Consider the following 16336-nt stretch of genomic DNA (forward strand, 5'->3'; position numbering starts at 1 on the left):
CCGTCAGCGCCCCTGGTGTGCGCCCAGGCCGTCGAGGATCAGGCCGAGCATGGGCTGTGAGCGGTCCCGCGGGCCGGACGCCGCTCGCCAGAGGGCGCCGGTGAGCTGGAGGTAGTCACCGGGATCCGCGTCGGCGCGGATCGTGCCGTCGCGTTGGCCCGCCTCGAGCAGCCGCGTGATGGCGCCGATCACCGGCCCGTAGCTCTGTTCGGTGATCGACTGGCGGACGCCGGGGCTGAGCGCGTCGCCGAGACCGTGCTTCTTGCGCATGGCACCCACCAGCTCCGTGGTCCAGACCCGCAGCGCCTCCAACGGCGGCAGCGTGGCCAGCAGCTCCGGCACCGAGTCGACCAGCTTCTCGACCTCGTGCTGGTAGACGGCCAGGACGAGCGCCTCACGTGTCGGGAAGTTGCGGTACAGGGTGCCGGGCCCGACGCCAGCGCGTTGCGCGATCTGGTTCATCGAGGTGGTGTCGTCCTCGAGGAAGGCCGCCCTGGCGACCTCCAGGATGCGCGCCCGGTTCTCACGGGCGTCCGAGCGGACCACGTAGGCCTCCTTGCTAACCGGAGAACTCTCCACTACCGTAGGTGGAGACCTCTCCGGAACAATAGAGGAGCACCATGCACTACCTCAAGCTCGGCAACACCGGCCTCGATGTCTCCCCGATCGCCGTCGGCGCGATGACCTACGGCGACCCCGACCGCGGCCACCCGGTCTGGTCGCTGGACGAGGAGGCCAGCCGCCCGCTCATCAGGCACGCGCTCGACCTGGGCGTCAACTTCTTCGACACCGCCAACATGTACTCCCACGGCTCCAGCGAGGAGATCCTCGGACGGGCGCTCAGGGACTTCGCGGACCGCGACGACGTCGTGATCGCGACCAAGCTGCGCCACCCGATGCGGCCGGGGCCCAACGGCAGGGGCCTGTCCCGCAAGGCGATCATGACCGAGGTCGACCACAGCCTGCGGCGGCTCGGCACCGACTACATCGACCTCTACCAGATCCACCGCAACGACCACTCGACCCCGCTGGAGGAGACCCTCGAAGCCCTGCACGACCTGGTCAAGGCGGGCAAGGTCCGCTACCTCGGCGCGTCGTCCACGCACGCCTGGGAGTTCGCCAAGGCCCTGCACCTGCAGAAGCAGCACGGCTGGGCGCGGTTCGTGTCGATGCAGAACCACTACAACCTGCTCGCCCGCGAGGAGGAGCGCGAGATGATCCCGCTGTGCCTCGACGAGGGCGTCGGCACGATCATCTGGAGCCCGCTCGCCCGAGGCAGGCTCGCCCGCGCCTGGGACGACGCGAAGTCGACCGCCCGCGCCGAGACCGACGGCGCCTACGCCGACCTGCTCTACACGCCCGCTGAGGAGGCCGCGAACCACGCGATCGTCGACGCGGTCGGCAGGATCGCCGACGACCGCGGCGTCACCAGGGCCCAGGTCGCCCTGGCCTGGCTGCGTGCCAAGCCGGTCGTCACCGCGCCGCTCGTCGGCGCCAACACCACCGCCCAGCTCGACGACGCGGTCGCCTCGCTCGAGATCGACCTCACCGGCGGGGAACTCGCGGCCCTCGAACGGCCGTACACGCCCCGGTACGACTTCCAGGGCATCTCCGACGAGGCCGAGGCGCAGAAGATCCGCGACATGATCCCGGGCTACGCCAACGTCTGACGCCTCATCCGCAGGCGCCCACGCGGGGACGCAACGACGTCGGCCCGTCGGCGGGGTCGTCGTCGGTCAGGGGCGGCGCCGACGCGTGGAACCCGGCGAGGGACTCCCCGTACAGGCAGGTCGCGGCCGGCAGGGTGAGCCCGGCGAGGCGGGCGATCGCCTCGGTCGGCAGCGTGCGTGCGCCGACGAGGACGACGTTGGCGTTCGAGTCGCCGGCCAGCAGGCCGGGCAGCACGAGCAGCACCACCGTGTCGAACACCGAGGTCATGGTGGCCGCCACGCGACGGGCGAACGACAGCCCCGGCACGTCGATCACGTTGACCAACGCGACACCGCGCGGGCGCAGCAGGCGGGCGACCTGGCGGGTGGCCTCGACGGTCACCGTGCCGCCGACACAGGAACTGCGCTCGTAGGCGTCCAGGACCACGAGGTCGGCCGATGCCGTCGCCCGCGTGTGGAGGTACTCCCGGCCGTCGCCGACCCGCAGTGCCAGACCGGGTACCTCGTCGACGGCGAACTCGGCACGCACCAGGTCCACCAGCTCGCCGTCCGCGTCGACCACCACCTGCGCCGACCCCGGCCTGGTCGCCGCGAGGTAGCGCGGGAACGTGCACGCGCCCCCGCCGATGTGCACCGCGGTCAACGGCACCCTCGGCCCTGCCACGCAGTGCAGGGCGACCGCCGTGTGCCGCTGGTAGGGAAACTCCAGGTGGAGGGGATCCTCGGTGTCCACATAGGACTGGGCGACGCCGCCGACGGTCAGCAGCCACCCGTTGCGCCGCCGGGGGTCCCGCGTCAGCTCGGCCATGCCGAACCGGACCTGACGGACACCCTCGGACGGTCGTTCGTCGGTAGCCACACGGTCAGCACAGCACACCCGCGACCGCCCGGCAGCCCAGGGCCCTTGCGGCGCGGACTCGGGCGCGGGCGAGGTTCGTCAGTCGTCCGCCTCGTCGGGTGGGGGCGCCAGCAGCAGCGGCAGGGCGTCCTCCTCCGGTTCGTCGATCGGGGTCGGGAACACCAGCGTCACGTCGGGCAGTTCGTCGAAGGTGGTCGTGCCCGTGACGTGCAGGACGACCACCGCGTCCCGGTCCATCGGGGAGCGGTCCGGGAACGCGCCCAGGTCGTAGCCCCAGTGTTCGAGGATCGCGTCGTAGATCAGCACGTCCACGGTCAGCGTGCCGTCCTCCAGGCTGGCGTCGGCCCACGCGTCGGTCTGGAGGACGTAGCACACGCCCGCGTCCTCGTCGACGACGCTGCGGTCACCCAGGTCCGCTACGGCCCGCTCACCGGGTGAGCCGTCCTCCCCGTCGATCACCACGGCGAGGACGACCTCGTCCGCGTCGTCCGGGTTGATCCCGTCCCGCAGCACAACCTCCGGCATGGGCGAAGACCCTGGCGCCGACGACTCGCTACGCGGGCACCCACAGCGTGACCCGTGTGCCGCGGCCAGGGCGTGACTCGATCGTCGCCGTGCCGCCGACCTCCGCCATCCGGCCCACGATCGACTCCCCGATGCCGAAGCCCGCGCGGCCGTCGTCCAGGTCGAACCCGGCGCCCGAGTCCCGTGCGGTCACCGCGACGCCGCCGTCCCTGGTCTCGACCGTCACCCGCGCGTCGCGCACGCCGCTGTGGCGGGCCGTGTTGTGCAGTGCCGCGCCGATCGCCTCGCGCAGGGCGCTGCGGCGCTCGGCGGGCAGGTCCGCGTCCACGCGTTCGTCCAGGCCGTCCAGCTCGAGGCGGGTGCGGATGCCGTGCCAGGACAGTTCGGCGACCACGCCCGCGAGGTCCTCGCTCAGCCTGCCCCTGCGCTTGCGGCCGAGGTTCCTGCGGAGCACCGCCGCGTACTCCCTGGCCACCTGCTTGGTCTGCGGGGTGCCCGCGAGCACGGCGATCGCGTCGAGGGCGGGCAGTGCGGTGTCCTGGATCCGCTGGTCGGCCCTGCTCTGCTCCATCGCCCGGCCGCGGCGCACCCCCTCGGTGAACGCGGCCCACACCCCGATCCCGAACAGCACCGTGACCATGCCGGCGAACAGGTACCCGGTCATGACCACCCCTGCGGGTCATGACTCGTCTGCACAAGGCTCACCGCGACCATGTGGAAACCCTACGAACTCCGGCGGGGTCGTGGTGACGGTCAATCACCCCTCAAAGTTCGTCGACCTGGACCAGACCGTCCTGGATCGCGCGGGCCACGAGTGCCGCCTTCGTCGGGGCCTCCCGGCCCACGCTCGCGTACTTGATCCGCACCCGGTCGAGGTAGGAGTTCACCGTGCGCGCCGACAGGTTCAGCTTCTGCGCGACCATTTCCTTCGACTCGCAGTGGAACCACTGCAGCAGCACGTCGACCTCGCGCGGCGCGAGCCTCGGCCGGTTCGAGCGGGTGTCGGTGCCGAGCGCGCCGGACAGCGCGGGTGGCGTGTACGGCGTGTGGCTTGCCGCGGCCTGGATCGCGCCGACGAGGTGGTGTTCGCCCTCCGCCTTCGTGAGGTAGGTGAAGGCGCCGATGTCCAGGCACGTCAACGCGGTCTCGCGGTCGTCGCGCATGGTGTAGACGACCACCTGGCGACCCGCGTCGACCAGCCGCTTCAGCTCCCCGTACGCCGGACCGGCGACGCCGAGCTGCAGGTCGAGCACCACCACGTCGGCGGAGTCACCGGGCGCGAGCCAGGCCGCGCCCGCATCCGTGCCGGAGGCCACGACGGAGATCGGGGGCGTCGCGGCGACACACCACGCCCGCACCCCGGCGGTGACCGCCGGATGATCGTCCACGACGACCACCGTGATCGGTGATCCGCTCCCCCTCACGCCTGCCTCCACGTTGCCTCCACCCAGATTCGGTCCTCGGTCACCACGGTCGACGTGGTGACCCCACCGCTGTCCACCTCGGGCACCGCGTCGGCCGGGGCGTCGGCGACGACGCTCACCGTCACGGTCCCGTCCAGCCCCACGACCGTCAGCCGTGCCGTGCTCTTCGCGGTCGCCAGCACCGCGACCGCCGGCTCGGTCAGCAGCCTGCGGGCCTCCTTCGGCATCGGCGGCCGGTCGCCGCGTTCGGCGAACTGCACGGCGACCCCGTTGCGCTCGGCCAGTTCGATGCAGGCGCGGAGTTCGTGCACGAGTGGGTCCGGCGCCGTCGGGTCCTCGGCGAACAGGCGCCGCATGCGGGCCGCCTCCACCGCGCACGCACGGCGCACCGCCTCGTCCGCCGGGTCGAGCACGCCGGACGCCAGCCCGCCGAGCAGCGGGGTGACGCTCTGCGCCAGCGACGCGTAGCGGTCCCTGCGGTCCGCGTGCAGTTGCGCGGCGACCGCTTCGGCCGTACGAAGCCGTTCTCGTTCCTTGGCCATCGCGACCGCGGTCGCGGCGACCCTGCGCAGCAACGCCGCGAACACCCCGACGGCCAGCTGGAAGCTCGCGGTCACCGCGGTGACGCTGACCGCGCCCGCGAACGTCGCGGCGGTGGCGCCGCCGAGCACGACCTGGACGACCGTGGCGCAGTAGTACACGCCGAGAAGGCTTGCCAGGACACCGATCCCGCCGCCGAGGGTCAGCAGCGCGAGGGGCCAGCCGACCGTGCCGTAGGACCAGTGCGCGACCCCGAACCGCTGCCTCGGCGCCAGGGCGGCGGTCGAGGCGACCGACGCGGCGAGCACGAGCGCGACGAGCGGCCACCGCCACCGGCCGAGGTCGCCGTGCCACGCGGTCTCCGCGGCGACGACCAGCGCCACCCCGGCGTACACCGCGATCACCAGCCACTGCACGGCGTAGGAGGTGTAGGCCTCCCGGTTGGCGAGCACGACGGGCACCTGCAGCCCGAAGACCACGGCCAGCGTGACGGCGACGGTCGCCCATCGCAGCCCGCGCAGGACGTTCGCGACGATGAGCTCGGCGTCGTCCTCAGGCACCGGACCACTCCATCCGCACCGCGGTGCCGCGCCCGGGCCGGCTGGTGATCCGTGTGCGGCCACCGGTTCTGGCCATCCGCGCGACGAGCGAGCGGGTCACGCCGTAGCGGTGATCGGACACCCGGTCGGGGTCGAAGCCCGCGCCCTTGTCGCAGACCTCGACGACGACGCCGCCCTCGTCGTCGCGGCGCACGGTCACGGTGGCCTCGTCGACCCCGGCGTGGCGCACGACGTTGGTCAGCGCCTCCCGCACGCCGTGGCACAGGGCGGCGGCGACCACCGCGGGCACGCGCGGCTCGTCCTCGGTCCGCCAGGTGACCCGCAGCGGCACGTGCGCGGCGGTGTCCCTGAGCAGGTTCACGAGGTCGACCGGTTGCTCGGACCGTTCCGGTGCGCTGCCGACGGCGTCGAGGTCGCGTGCGGCCTGGGCCCGCAGCCAGGGTTCGCCGCTGGTGACCACACCCGTGCCGACCATGAGGAGGGTCGCGGAGGCGGTGTCGTGCAGTGCCGCGAGGTACTCCTGCTCGTCGGCCCGCCGGGCGGCGACGACGGCCGCGTCACGGCGCGCCTGCTCCTCACGCGCGACCAGCTGGTCGGCGCGGCGCCCACTGCGCCTGACGAGGACGGAAACCCCGCGTGAGAGCACGGCTTCCGCCACCAGCCACAGGCCGAGCGGCAGGGCGTTGGTCCAGGTGTCGGGCGCGGTGATGGCGGCCCCGGCAAGGTAGGCGACGACCACGACGACCGACGCGACCGCCCCGACCACCGGGCCGACGTGCCACTGGTAGGCCACGACGATGATCGACACGGTGGCCAGCAGCCACGTCGTGCCGTCGAAAGCGGGCTCCGGCACGGAAGTCCACACCTGCGCGAGGCAGATACCGGAGAGCAGCACGACATCCACCGGCACGAGCCAGCGCGGCGCCCCCCGGCGGACGGCGGCGGCGTACCAGACCGACCAGCCGCAGAACGCGACCACCGCCAACCAGGTGACCAGGGGTTCACGCGCAGGCTCGGACACGACCGAGGTCAGACTGGTCAGACAGACGACGAGGGTGCGGACGAGCACGGAGAACCGAAGCACCAACCGGACGAGCTCACGCTCGGCGGAGCCGGGGGTGTTGGCGTGGTCTGCCACCTCAGCCCCCGACCGCGGGTCTTGCTGGGCTCATACCCGTCAACCCCCAGGAGCTTCGCGTGGTTCAGGCAGGGGAATCCTAGCGTCAGCCGGGGGAAGTGATGAGAGTGCTCTGACAGGAACGGGCCAACACGGCGGATGCGAACCGTCGTTCACTGTCCACAGTGGATTGTCATTGGTCGGCTCCCGGCCGTTCCAGTGGGTTCGCCGCCATCCTGGTCGCCAGGTCCCTGCGCATGGCGGCTCCCGCCGCGCTGTCCGGCTTGCGCTCGGCCTGGTCGGCGAAACAGCGGAGGAACTCCTCGACCAGCGTCGACCGCGGGTACCGCGCGAGCACCTCCGCCCGGAACTCGCCGGGGAGGTCGTCGACGCCGTGCCCCGTGATGTCGATCGCCGTGGCCCGCGACAGCAGGTGGCCCTCAGGGTCCTCGACCGGGTCCACCTCGGCCCACATGTGCCGCACGATCACCTCGGACAACCGCGCCCGCCGGTCCACCGGCCACCCGGCACCCGCCGCGAACACCCACGCGACGCTGCCGCCCGCGTTCTCGAACGGCACGGTGTGGCTGTCGAACACGTCGACGAGCCCGACGTCGTGCAACAGTGCCGCGACGAACAGCAGCTCGCGATCGAACTCGAAGCCGACTCCGAGCGCCGCGGCCCACACGTAGGCGCGAATCGAGTGGTTCACCAACGCGGGCGAGCTGAAGGCCGTCGCCACCTCGACCGCGTTCGCACACGCCGGGCTGTCGGGGAACGTCAGGTCGTCGAGGCGCATGCCGCTCATCGTAGGAGGCGCGGACCCGCGCCGGGGCTCAGTCGAGGAGCGCCTGGTAGACCAGCTGACGCAGCTGCTGGCGGATCGGGTGGGTGCTCGAGGGCAGCAGCTGGGTGTAGAACGCCGCCGTGAGGCCCTTGGCGGGGTCCACCCAGAACGCGGTGGAGGCGGCGCCGCCCCAGGCGTACTCGCCGGGCGTGGCCAGGGTCTTGGCCTTGACCTGGTCCTCCAGCACAGAGAACCCGAGCCCGAAACCGTAGCCGTCGAACGGCATCTCGGCGAACAGCGGCCTGCCGTAGGCCTCGAGGTCCACACGCCCGGGCAGGTGGTTGCTCGCCATCAGCGCGACCGTGCGCGGGCCGAGGATCCGCACCCCGTCCAGCTCGCCGCCACGCAACAGCATCTGGGTGAAGCGGTGGTAGTCGGCCGCGGTGGAGACCAGGCCGCCGCCGCCGGAGAAGCAGTCGGGCGCGGCGGTGCCCAGCGCGCCGAACGCCTCGTTGCGCACGATCTTCCTCGTGCCGGGGGTCGGCAGGTACAGGGCGGCGAGCCGGTCGGTGTCGTCGGTCCAGAACCCGGTGTCGACCATGCCGAGCGGCCCGAGGATCCGCTCGGCGAACACCTCGTCGAGCGGCTTGCCCGCGAGCACCTCGACGAGCCTGCCCAGGACGTCGGTGGCGACCGAGTAGTTCCATTCGCTGCCGGGCTGGAAGACCAGCGGCAGCTCCGCCCACGCGCGGGTGCACGCGGCGAGGTCGAGGCCGGGCGGCGTGCCCCACTCGTGGCCCGCCGCGCGGTAGGCCGCGTCGACCGGGTGCGTGTGGTGGAAGCCGTAGGTGAGCCCCGAGGTGTGCGACAGCAGGTGCCACAGCCGGATCGGCTCGGTCGCGGGCACGGTGACCGGCGCCTGCGCCGAGCCCTTGGTGTAGACCCTCGGCGCCGCGAACTCCGGCAGCCACCGCGAGATCGGGTCGGTGAGGTCGATCAGGCCCTCTTCGACGAACGTCATCGCGGCAACCGAGGTGATCGGCTTGGTCATCGAGAAGATGCGCCAGATCGTGTCGGGCTCGACCGGGGCGCCCGCCTCGACGTCACGGTTGCCGTGGGACGCGACGTGCGCGATCCGGCCGTGCCTGCTGACCACCGCGAGGTAGCCGGGCAGCAGTCCGTCCTCGACATACCGGGCGAAACGACGGTCGATGCGCCGCAGCCGCTCCTCGTCGAACCCGACCTCGGCCGGGTCGACGTCCACTTTCACCTCAGTCGCCACGCGTCGAGACTACGTCAAACCCGCTCCCCCGGCCGTGCCGTCGAGAGCGCGCCCCGGCCGTCAGTCGTGGCGGCGGTTCCAGGGGCCGGTGACGGCGAAGGTGATGCCGGGGTCGTAGACGTTGAAGAACATCGTCCTCCCGTCGGTGGAGAAGCCCACGCCGGCCAGCTCGCCGTACGAGGGCTCCTCCGGGGTGCCGTTGTTCACGCGGTTGCGGGCGAAGTGGAAGACCTCGCCGTCGCGGGTGGTGCCGAGCATGTACGCGTCGCCGACGCCGTCCTCGCACATCATCAGGCCGCCGTAGGGTGACATGCAGATGTTGTCCGGCGCGTCGAACTCGGGGTTCTCCGGCGCGGGCGTCGGACGGGTGAAGATCACCTCGAGCCGCAGGGTTCGGCGGCGCGGGTCGTACTTCCAGACCTGGCCGTCGTGGTTCATCGCGGGCCCCAGCTCGGTGCGGGCGAACGACGACACGAAGTACACGCACCGGTCCCGCTCACCCCACCAGATGCCCTCGATCTTGTAGCCGCCCGTGATCGGCTTGCGGTAGTCCTGCGCCCGGACCGACTCGGTCGTGGCCAGCGGGTCGGGCACGGTCATCCACTCGGCGCCGCCGAACACCTCGCCTGCCTCCTGCACCACGGACAGGTCGGGCAGGCCCGGCACGTGCAACGCCTGCAGCTCGCCCCCCGCCCGCAGGCTCCCCCATCCGCCGCGGGGGCGTTCGGGCAGGAAGCGGTAGAGACTGCCCAGTGGCGCGACGAACGCGTCCTCGGTCTCGTAGACGATGCCGGTGTGCGGGTCGACCGCCACGGCCTCGTGCTGGAACCGCCCCATCGCCGTCAGCGGTGTGGGGTCGACGTTGCGCCGGTCGTCGTAGGGGTCGACCTCGAAGATGAAGCCGTGGTCCCTGGTGTAGCCGTTGGTGCCCGCCTTGTCCTCGGTCTCCTCGCAGGTCATCCAGGTGTGCCACGGCGTGCGTCCGCCGGAGCAGTTGATGGCGGTGCCGCCGAGGCTGACGTGCTCGGACGCGGGGTCGCCGTGCCGGTCGATCACCAGCGTGCTCGTGCCACCGGCGCCCGCCGGGTCGTAGGTCCGCTCCGGTGGTGCCGCCACCCTGATCCGCGAGGTCGGTGAGCACTCGTGGTTGCGGACGAGCCGGGCACCCTCACGACGGCCGGGGAACGCGCCCATTCCGTCGAACCGGCTCGGCACCCGCAGCCCGTCGGGCCGGACGGTCCCCTCGCGCGAGAGGATCGTGTACCGGAAACCCCGTGGCAGGTCCAGGATCCCGGCGGGGTCCGGGAGCAGTGGACCATACCCGGCAGGCGGCCCGGAGGTCCCCGCCGCGGGCTGCGCCGCGAACAGCGCCTCGACGGATCCGGCGACGACAACAGCGGCTCCGGCACGGCTCAGGAACTGGCGGCGCGACGATGTCAAGACGTCTCCTCAGGCGGTCGACGGAACATGAACGCACAGTGAACAGAAGTTAACAGCATGACGCCATGCGGCCACCACCACAACCGGCCTCCCGCACTGAAGGACGCCTTCAGTGCGCCCAGCGTTACCAAGGCGTCCTTCAGTGCGCTGGCGTGACCAGCCGTGCCCCAACCCCTTGACGGCGTAACATCCTGTCTGTTTTCCCCGAGAACGTCGGTGAAGCGGCGAACGAGCGATGGTGCGAGTGGATGCAGAGGGAGGCGACCGTCCGGGTGCCCGAACGGTCGCGATCGGACCCGTCGGGGTGGGGCCGGTCGGCAGCAGGAACCGTGAGACCGGGTCGTTGCTCGCGCGGGGTGCCGAGGCGTTGTTCGGCGACGGCGACCTCGCCACCAGCCGCGAGCTGTTCGAGGCAGCCTACGCGGAGGCGGAGCGGACGGGTGACATCAACGGGATCGCCGTCGCCACCCTCGGCCTCGGTGGCCTGTGGGTCCACGAGCACCGCACCCTCGCGGGCGGCGGACAGCTGCGGGCGAGGCTGCGCCACGCCCTGTCGCTCGTCGAGCCGGCCAGCTCACTCGCCCTGCAGCTGCGTGTCCGGCTCGCCGCGGAGACCGACTACCGGGCCGGGGACCACCAGGCGATCTTCGCGAGCCTCGAGGAGGCACGCCGTTCGGTCGACCCGGTCGTGCGGGCCGAGGCGCTGAGCGTCGCCCACCACTGTGTGCTCGGTCCCGACCACGGCGCGCGACGCGCGGCCCTCGCGGCCGAGCTGACCGAGGAGAGCTTCCGCACCGGCCGCCGCAGCGACCTGCTGATGGGCCAGCTGTGGCAGACCGTCGACCTCTTCCTCGGGGCCGACCCGCAGGCCAGGCGCAGGCTGGCGGAACTGCGGGACATGCTGGCGCAGCGGGACAACCTCGCGGTCGCCTTCGTGGTCGGCGCGATCGAGGTGATGCTCGCGATCCGCGCGGGCCGCTTCGCCGAGGCCGAGGAGATGGCGGGCCGGTGCGCCGAGCGGGGCGCCGCGGCGGGCGACGTCGACTGGACCGGCTGGTACGGCGGGCAACTGTTCGCGATCCGCTGGTACCAGGGCAGGCTTGGCGAGCTCGTGCCGATGCTGTCGGAGCTGGTGCACTCTCCGACGCTCAGCGTGGTCGACAACTCCTACTTCGCCGCGTTCGCCGTGGCCGCGGCGCAGGCGGGCGACCGGCTGACCGCGAGCGCCACCCTCGCCACGCTGTGCCAGGGCGGCCTCGACGCACTGCCCAGGTCGAGCACCTGGCTGGTGACGATGAGCGGCATCGCCGAGGCCGCGTTCCTGCTGGGCGACGCGGACGTGGCCGCCGACGTGTACGACCTGCTGCTGCCCTTCGCGCACCTGCCCGCGATGGCGAGCCTGGGCATCGCGTGCTTCGGCTCGGTCCACAACTCGCTCGGCATCTCCGCGATGATCACCGGCGACCTGGACAGGGCCGTCGACCACCTGCGGGCCGCGGTGCGGGCCAACCTGGCGCTGGCGCACTGGCCCGCCGTGGCGATGTCCCGCCGACGGTACGCGCGGGCACTGGCCCTGGCGGGACGGTCCTCGGAGGCCGCCCGGGAGCGGGCGGGCGCCGAGGAGGAGGCGCGGGCACTGGGCGTGACCGTGCACGAACCAGCCGCCACACCGTCGGGTAGGCCGCTGGTATGCGTGCGCACCGGGGACAGCTGGCGGCTCGAGTGGGACGAGCGGGTGGCGCTCGTCCCCAGCAGCGTCGGCATGCGCCACCTGGCCGTGCTGCTCGCCAACCCCGGCACCGAGGTGGCCGCCGTCGACCTCGTCAGCGGCACCGACGCCGCCTCGGCACGCATGTCGGGGCAGCCGGTGCTGGACGAGACCGCGATGGCCGAGTACCGGGAACGTCTGGGCAGGCTCAACGCCGACATCGCCGAGCACGAGGCCCGCGACGACGAGGAGGGCGCGAAGCGGTGCCGCGTGGAACGGGAATGGGTGCTGACGGAACTGACCGGGGCCACCGGGCTCGCGGGCCGCGCCCGGCGCTTCCCCGACGAGGCCGAACGCGCGCGGATCTCGGTGGGCAAGGCGATCCGCCGCGTGCTGGTCAGGGTGGCGCAGGCCGACCCCGCGCTGGGCGGCCACCTGCGGGACACCGTGCGCATGGGGATGTTCTGTTCCTACGAGCCCTGACGGCCCGTTCCATCCGATGGAACGGGGACGGAACGCCCACTGGGTGACACCGGCGTATCGCCGTGTTGTGATCATCAGAGGGGTAGACCGGCAATGAGCCACAGGAAGATCGTCATCGTCGCGTGCGCGGCAGTGCTCGCCCTGGCGGGGTGCGGGAGCGAGCAGGAGGAGACGGCGGCGCCGGGCACGTCGGTGCCACAGACGCCCGTCGCGGCGAGCAGTTCCCCGTCGAAGGAGGCCCCGCCCTCGGGCGACGGCGAGCTCACGCCGACCGGCACCAAGCTAGCGGTCGGCGAGACCGCGACGGTGATGTACGAGACGAAGAGCCTCAGCAAGGACGGCACGAAGCTCGCCGTGACGACGGAGTCGGTGAAGGCGGGCTCGATCGGGGACCTCGCGGACTTCGACCTGGACGCCCAGGCCAAGGTGAGCGACCCGTTCTACGTGACGGTGAGCTTCACGAACGTCGGCCCGCTGCCGATGGAACCGGGTGGGATCTTCGGCGTCATCGCCGCCCACAACACCTCCGGTGACGAACTGAACCGCCTGAGCCTGATCGGCGACTTCGCGCCGTGCCAGGGTGACGTGCCGGACAACCTGGCGGTCGGCGAGTCCTACACCGACTGCGGCGTGTACCTCGCACCGACGGGACAGAAGATCAAGGACGTGACACTGGCCTTCTACTTCGGCGACGCGGACCGCACCGAGATCACCTGGACCGCCTGACGCCACAGCCCGTCCGGCGGCGATCCCGAACAGCGTGCGACGGTTTCGCCCGCACACCCCGGGATCGCCGCCTTCTCGCCGATGCTCGCGTTGTCACCGTCATTCCCCCGGACCACGAAAGCTCGACCTCCCGCATCCGCGCCACGCACGCGCCGGACGGCACCGATTCCCCCGCCCGCCGGACGCCGGGTCAGCCGCGGAGGTCCTGGTAGGCCGTCGCGGCGCCGGGATGCAATGGCACGTCCCCGGTGACGACCAGGGAGCGTTGGTCCAGGTACTGGGTGCCCAGTGCCTGGCCGGGCACCAGGTGCGGAGCGCCGCGGACGAGCACGGTCGCCACCGCGGCGGCGATGTCGGCCGGTAGGTCGGGAGTCGTGACGAGCAGGTTGGGTACGCCGATCGTGGCGATGGCGCCGGGGTGGCCGTAGCCGCCGTCCGGGACGGTCACCTCCTCGTACACCGGGCCGTGTGCGGCCTGTAGTAACGGTAGTTCGGCGGCGAGGTCGAGCAGGCGCACCGGGCGGATCGCGTCCAGGTCGCGTAGTGCCGGGGTGGGTACGCCGCCCGACCACAGCAGCGCGTCGATCGCGCCCGTGGCCAGTTCGGCGGTCGCCACGGTCAGGGGGTGGTGGTCCGCCCTCACCGCAACGCCCGTGGCCGCCAGCAGCCGGTCACCGAACACCGCTGCGCCGGAACCGTTGGCGCCCAGGGAGACATGGGCGTCGGCCAGGTCTCGCACTGTCCTCACCGGACCGTCCACCGGCACCACCAGCTGCGCGTAGTTCTCGTACACCCGGCCGATCGCCCGCAGCGGTACCGCACGGTGGAACGGCGCCGAGCCCGCGTTCGCCGACGTGGCGACGTCTGCGAGGGTGAGGCCGAGGTCGGCCCGGCCCGTCTCGACCAGGTCGAGGTTGGCCACGCTGCCGCCCGTGGCCACCACTTCCACGCCCAGGGCGGGTTCCGCCGCCGTCAGCTGCCTCGCCAGCAGCCGGGCGAACTCGATGTAGAAGCCGCCCGGCTCGCCCGCCGCGATCCGCACACCGCGTGGCGGGCCGCCGTACTCCCCCGTCGCGCACCCCGTCACCGCGGCCGCCGTCAGGCCGAGGCCCAGTCGCAGCGTGGCGCGTCTCGTGATCATCATTCCTCCGTCGTCGGCAGCATGACGCTGACCGCCAAGCCACCCCGGTCGCCGTTGTCCACGCCGAACGTGCCGCCCCTGGCCGTCACCAGGCGTTCCGCTATCGCGAGGCCCAGGCCCGAACCCGGTTCGTCGCGGTGTCGGCCGGAGCGCCAGAACCGCTCGGTCAGGCGGTCCAGCTCGCCCGCCGGTACCCCTGGTCCGTCGTCCGCTATCGTCAGGAGGACTCGACCTGCTTCGTCCACACAGGACCAGCGGGCCGTCGCACCGTTGCCCGCGTACTTGATGGCGTTGTCCAGCAACACATCCACGACCTGGGCCAGCTCCGACTCCGCGCACGCGACCACGATTCCGTGCGGTACCCGCGTCGGTCCCGCCAGCCGCACCCCCTTGGCGACCGCCGCCTCGTGCCACGCCTCCGCGCGCTCGGCCAGCACGGCCACCGCGTCGCAGTGGTCTTCCTCGGCCAGGTCCGCGGCCAGGTCGGTGGCCTTGGAGTCCGCCGCCGCGAGCGTGAGCATGCCGTCCAACAGTGCTTCCAGACGCTCGATCTCGGTCACCATCGGGCCGTGCGTCGCGTCGCGTGCCGCCAGCGTGTCGATCCGCAACCGCAGTGCCGCCATCGGGTTGCGCAGCTGGTGTGAGGCGTCCGCCACCAGTCTGCGTTGCCGTTGTGCCGACTCGGCCAGGGCGTCGGACATCTCGTTGAACTCCTCGGCCAGTCCTCGCAGCTCCGGCGGCCCGGCCACGATGTCCACATGCGCCCGTTCGCGTCCCGCCGCCACCGCGTGCACCCCGTCGGCCAGCTGCCGCACCGGGCCCAGTACCCAGTGCGCGAGCCGCAGCACCACGACCACGCACACGGTCAGCGCCGCGAGAGCGCCGAGCAGGATCATCGACCAGCTCGTCGTGATGTCCTCGACCGCGGGGTCCACGGTGGAACGCAGCACCACCGCGCCGCTCACCCGGGTGCCCGTGCCGACCGGGCGGGCCAGCAGGACGTCCCCGGTGGACCACGGGCGCAGCGTCTGCGGTGTGGCGGCCGGCTGGTTGCGCAGTGCCGCGTCTATCGCCGCGGACACCCTCGGTTCCGTGGCACGCAACCCTTCCTCGACGATCACCCGGCGGCGCGCGTCGACCACCACGACGCCGTCGCCGAACACGCGGGTGTGTCCACGAACCTCGCCCGTGAGCCGGGTGCGGTCGCTGCCCGACGTGACCTCCTGCGCGAGCGTGGCGAACCGGTTCAGGTCTCCCGTGCGGGACAGCACGTACTCCTGGGTGCGCCTCGCCGCCGTGCTTTCCAGCAGTGGCACGGCGAACCCGGCGACCGCGAGCACCGAGAACACGAGCAGCACGAGCAGCAGCCGCCTGCGCATCAGCACTCCAGCCGGAAGCCGAACCCGCGGATCGTGGTCACCAGCCCCGGCCGGGCGAGCTTGGCACGCAACGTGGTCAGGTGTACGTCCAGTGACCGCGACACGGCGAGGTAGGCGTCGCCCCACACGGCGTCCAGCAGCTGCTCGCGGCTCACCGCCGCGCCGGGGTCACGGGCGAGCACCGCCAGGATGTCGAACTCCTTGGCCGTCAGCTCTATCTGCGTCCGCCTACCCGGTCCGTCCACAGTGACGCGACGCGCGTCCAGGTCTATCTCCAGGTCGCGGGCCCGGACCACGCTCGTCCGAGTCGCCGCCGCGGGTGATCTCCTTGCCACCGCGTCGATCCGTGCGAGGAGCTCGGCGAGGCGCACCGGCTTCACGAGGTAGTCGTCGGCGCCCAGGCGCAGCCCGCGCACCACCGAACGCTCGTCGCCCCTGGCGGTCAGGACGATCACCGGGTGGTCGGACACCACACGCAGCTTGCGAAGCACGTCGAGCCCGTCCATGTCGGGCAGGCCGAGGTCCAGCAACACCAGGTCGGCGACGCGGTGCCGGACCAGCGCGTCCTCGCCCCGGGTCACCCGTTCGGTCGCGTGGCCGTGCGCGGCGAGCGCGCCGGTCACCGCGTCCGCCACTCCCCCGTCGTCCTCGACGAGCAGCACCCGCATGACCCTCATCTCCCCTAAGCGACTGTT

16 protein-coding genes are annotated in these 16336 nt (G+C 72.2%); 3 read left to right on the forward strand and 13 right to left on the reverse strand.

The genetic code is table 11. The annotated features are described in order from the left end of the window. Positions 1-3: 3 nt before the first annotated feature. Positions 4-546: a TetR/AcrR family transcriptional regulator gene (locus CLV71_RS34190; protein ID WP_133907037.1), complete on the reverse strand. Its 543-nt coding sequence runs from the start codon at positions 544-546 to the stop codon at positions 4-6. A 74-nt stretch (positions 547-620) separates the two neighbouring features. On the opposite strand from CLV71_RS34190, the gene CLV71_RS34195 reads away from it, so the two are divergent. After that, the gene (locus CLV71_RS34195; protein ID WP_133907038.1) at positions 621-1670 is read left to right on the forward strand and encodes an aldo/keto reductase; all 1050 of its coding nucleotides are present in this window, start codon (positions 621-623) and stop codon (positions 1668-1670) included. A 4-nt stretch (positions 1671-1674) separates the two neighbouring features. Here CLV71_RS34195 and CLV71_RS34200 read toward each other — a convergent pair whose 3' ends face one another. The 9 genes from CLV71_RS34200 to CLV71_RS34240 form a co-directional block, all read right to left on the reverse strand. Then, positions 1675-2529 carry a spermidine synthase gene (locus CLV71_RS34200; RefSeq protein ID WP_133907039.1) on the reverse strand — a complete coding sequence of 285 codons (855 nt, stop codon included), beginning with the start codon at positions 2527-2529 and terminating at the stop codon, positions 1675-1677. Between the two features lie 78 nt (positions 2530-2607). Further along, positions 2608-3054: a hypothetical protein gene (locus CLV71_RS34205; protein WP_133907040.1), complete on the reverse strand. Its 447-nt coding sequence runs from the start codon at positions 3052-3054 to the stop codon at positions 2608-2610. 28 nt (positions 3055-3082) lie between these two features. Then, positions 3083-3718 carry a sensor histidine kinase gene (locus tag CLV71_RS34210; RefSeq protein WP_133907041.1) on the reverse strand — a complete coding sequence of 212 codons (636 nt, stop codon included), beginning with the start codon at positions 3716-3718 and terminating at the stop codon, positions 3083-3085. Between the two features lie 100 nt (positions 3719-3818). Beyond that, positions 3819-4442 carry a response regulator transcription factor gene (locus tag CLV71_RS49660; protein ID WP_243866967.1) on the reverse strand — a complete coding sequence of 208 codons (624 nt, stop codon included), beginning with the start codon at positions 4440-4442 and terminating at the stop codon, positions 3819-3821. Between the two features lie 32 nt (positions 4443-4474). Further along, positions 4475-5578 (reverse strand): hypothetical protein, encoded by a 1104-nt coding sequence (locus CLV71_RS49665; protein WP_133907042.1) that lies wholly within the window; start codon positions 5576-5578, stop codon positions 4475-4477. Continuing rightward, positions 5571-6716, reverse strand: coding sequence for a sensor histidine kinase (locus CLV71_RS34225; RefSeq protein WP_133907043.1), 1146 nt, complete (start codon positions 6714-6716; stop codon positions 5571-5573). The genes CLV71_RS49665 and CLV71_RS34225 overlap by 8 nt, the downstream gene beginning before the upstream one ends. A 172-nt stretch (positions 6717-6888) precedes the next feature. Then, on the reverse strand, positions 6889-7494 hold the full coding sequence (locus CLV71_RS34230; RefSeq protein ID WP_133907044.1) for an HD domain-containing protein: 606 nt from the start codon (positions 7492-7494) through the stop codon (positions 6889-6891). Positions 7495-7531: 37 nt separating this feature from the next. Continuing rightward, entirely contained in the window at positions 7532-8764 is a 1233-nt protein-coding gene (locus CLV71_RS34235; protein WP_133907045.1) for a serine hydrolase domain-containing protein, read from the reverse strand. 60 nt (positions 8765-8824) lie between these two features. Next, the gene (locus CLV71_RS34240; RefSeq protein WP_133907046.1) at positions 8825-10204 is read right to left on the reverse strand and encodes an alkaline phosphatase PhoX; all 1380 of its coding nucleotides are present in this window, start codon (positions 10202-10204) and stop codon (positions 8825-8827) included. Between the two features lie 244 nt (positions 10205-10448). Here CLV71_RS34240 and CLV71_RS34245 point away from each other — a divergent pair, with 244 nt between their 5' ends. Both CLV71_RS34245 and CLV71_RS34250 read left to right on the forward strand, forming a co-directional pair. Further along, the gene (locus CLV71_RS34245; protein WP_243866969.1) at positions 10449-12395 is read left to right on the forward strand and encodes an ATP-binding protein; all 1947 of its coding nucleotides are present in this window, start codon (positions 10449-10451) and stop codon (positions 12393-12395) included. A 93-nt stretch (positions 12396-12488) separates the two neighbouring features. Next, positions 12489-13121, forward strand: a complete 633-nt coding sequence (locus CLV71_RS34250; protein WP_133907047.1) for a hypothetical protein — start codon at positions 12489-12491, stop codon at positions 13119-13121. Between the two features lie 190 nt (positions 13122-13311). Here CLV71_RS34250 and CLV71_RS34255 read toward each other — a convergent pair whose 3' ends face one another. From CLV71_RS34255 to CLV71_RS34265, 3 genes are read right to left on the reverse strand one after another with little or no spacing between them, the layout of a single operon-like run. Then, positions 13312-14265 (reverse strand): TAXI family TRAP transporter solute-binding subunit, encoded by a 954-nt coding sequence (locus tag CLV71_RS34255; protein ID WP_133907048.1) that lies wholly within the window; start codon positions 14263-14265, stop codon positions 13312-13314. Further along, positions 14262-15641, reverse strand: coding sequence for a HAMP domain-containing sensor histidine kinase (locus CLV71_RS34260; RefSeq protein WP_133907049.1), 1380 nt, complete (start codon positions 15639-15641; stop codon positions 14262-14264). The genes CLV71_RS34255 and CLV71_RS34260 overlap by 4 nt, the downstream gene beginning before the upstream one ends. Next, positions 15641-16309, reverse strand: a complete 669-nt coding sequence (locus CLV71_RS34265) for a response regulator transcription factor (protein WP_133907133.1) — start codon at positions 16307-16309, stop codon at positions 15641-15643. Before CLV71_RS34265 ends, CLV71_RS34260 begins: the two co-directional genes overlap by 1 nt. Positions 16310-16336: the final 27 nt, after the last annotated feature.

This window comes from Actinophytocola oryzae (assembly GCF_004364325.1).
Taxonomy (GTDB): Bacteria; Actinomycetota; Actinomycetes; order Mycobacteriales; family Pseudonocardiaceae; genus Actinophytocola; species Actinophytocola oryzae.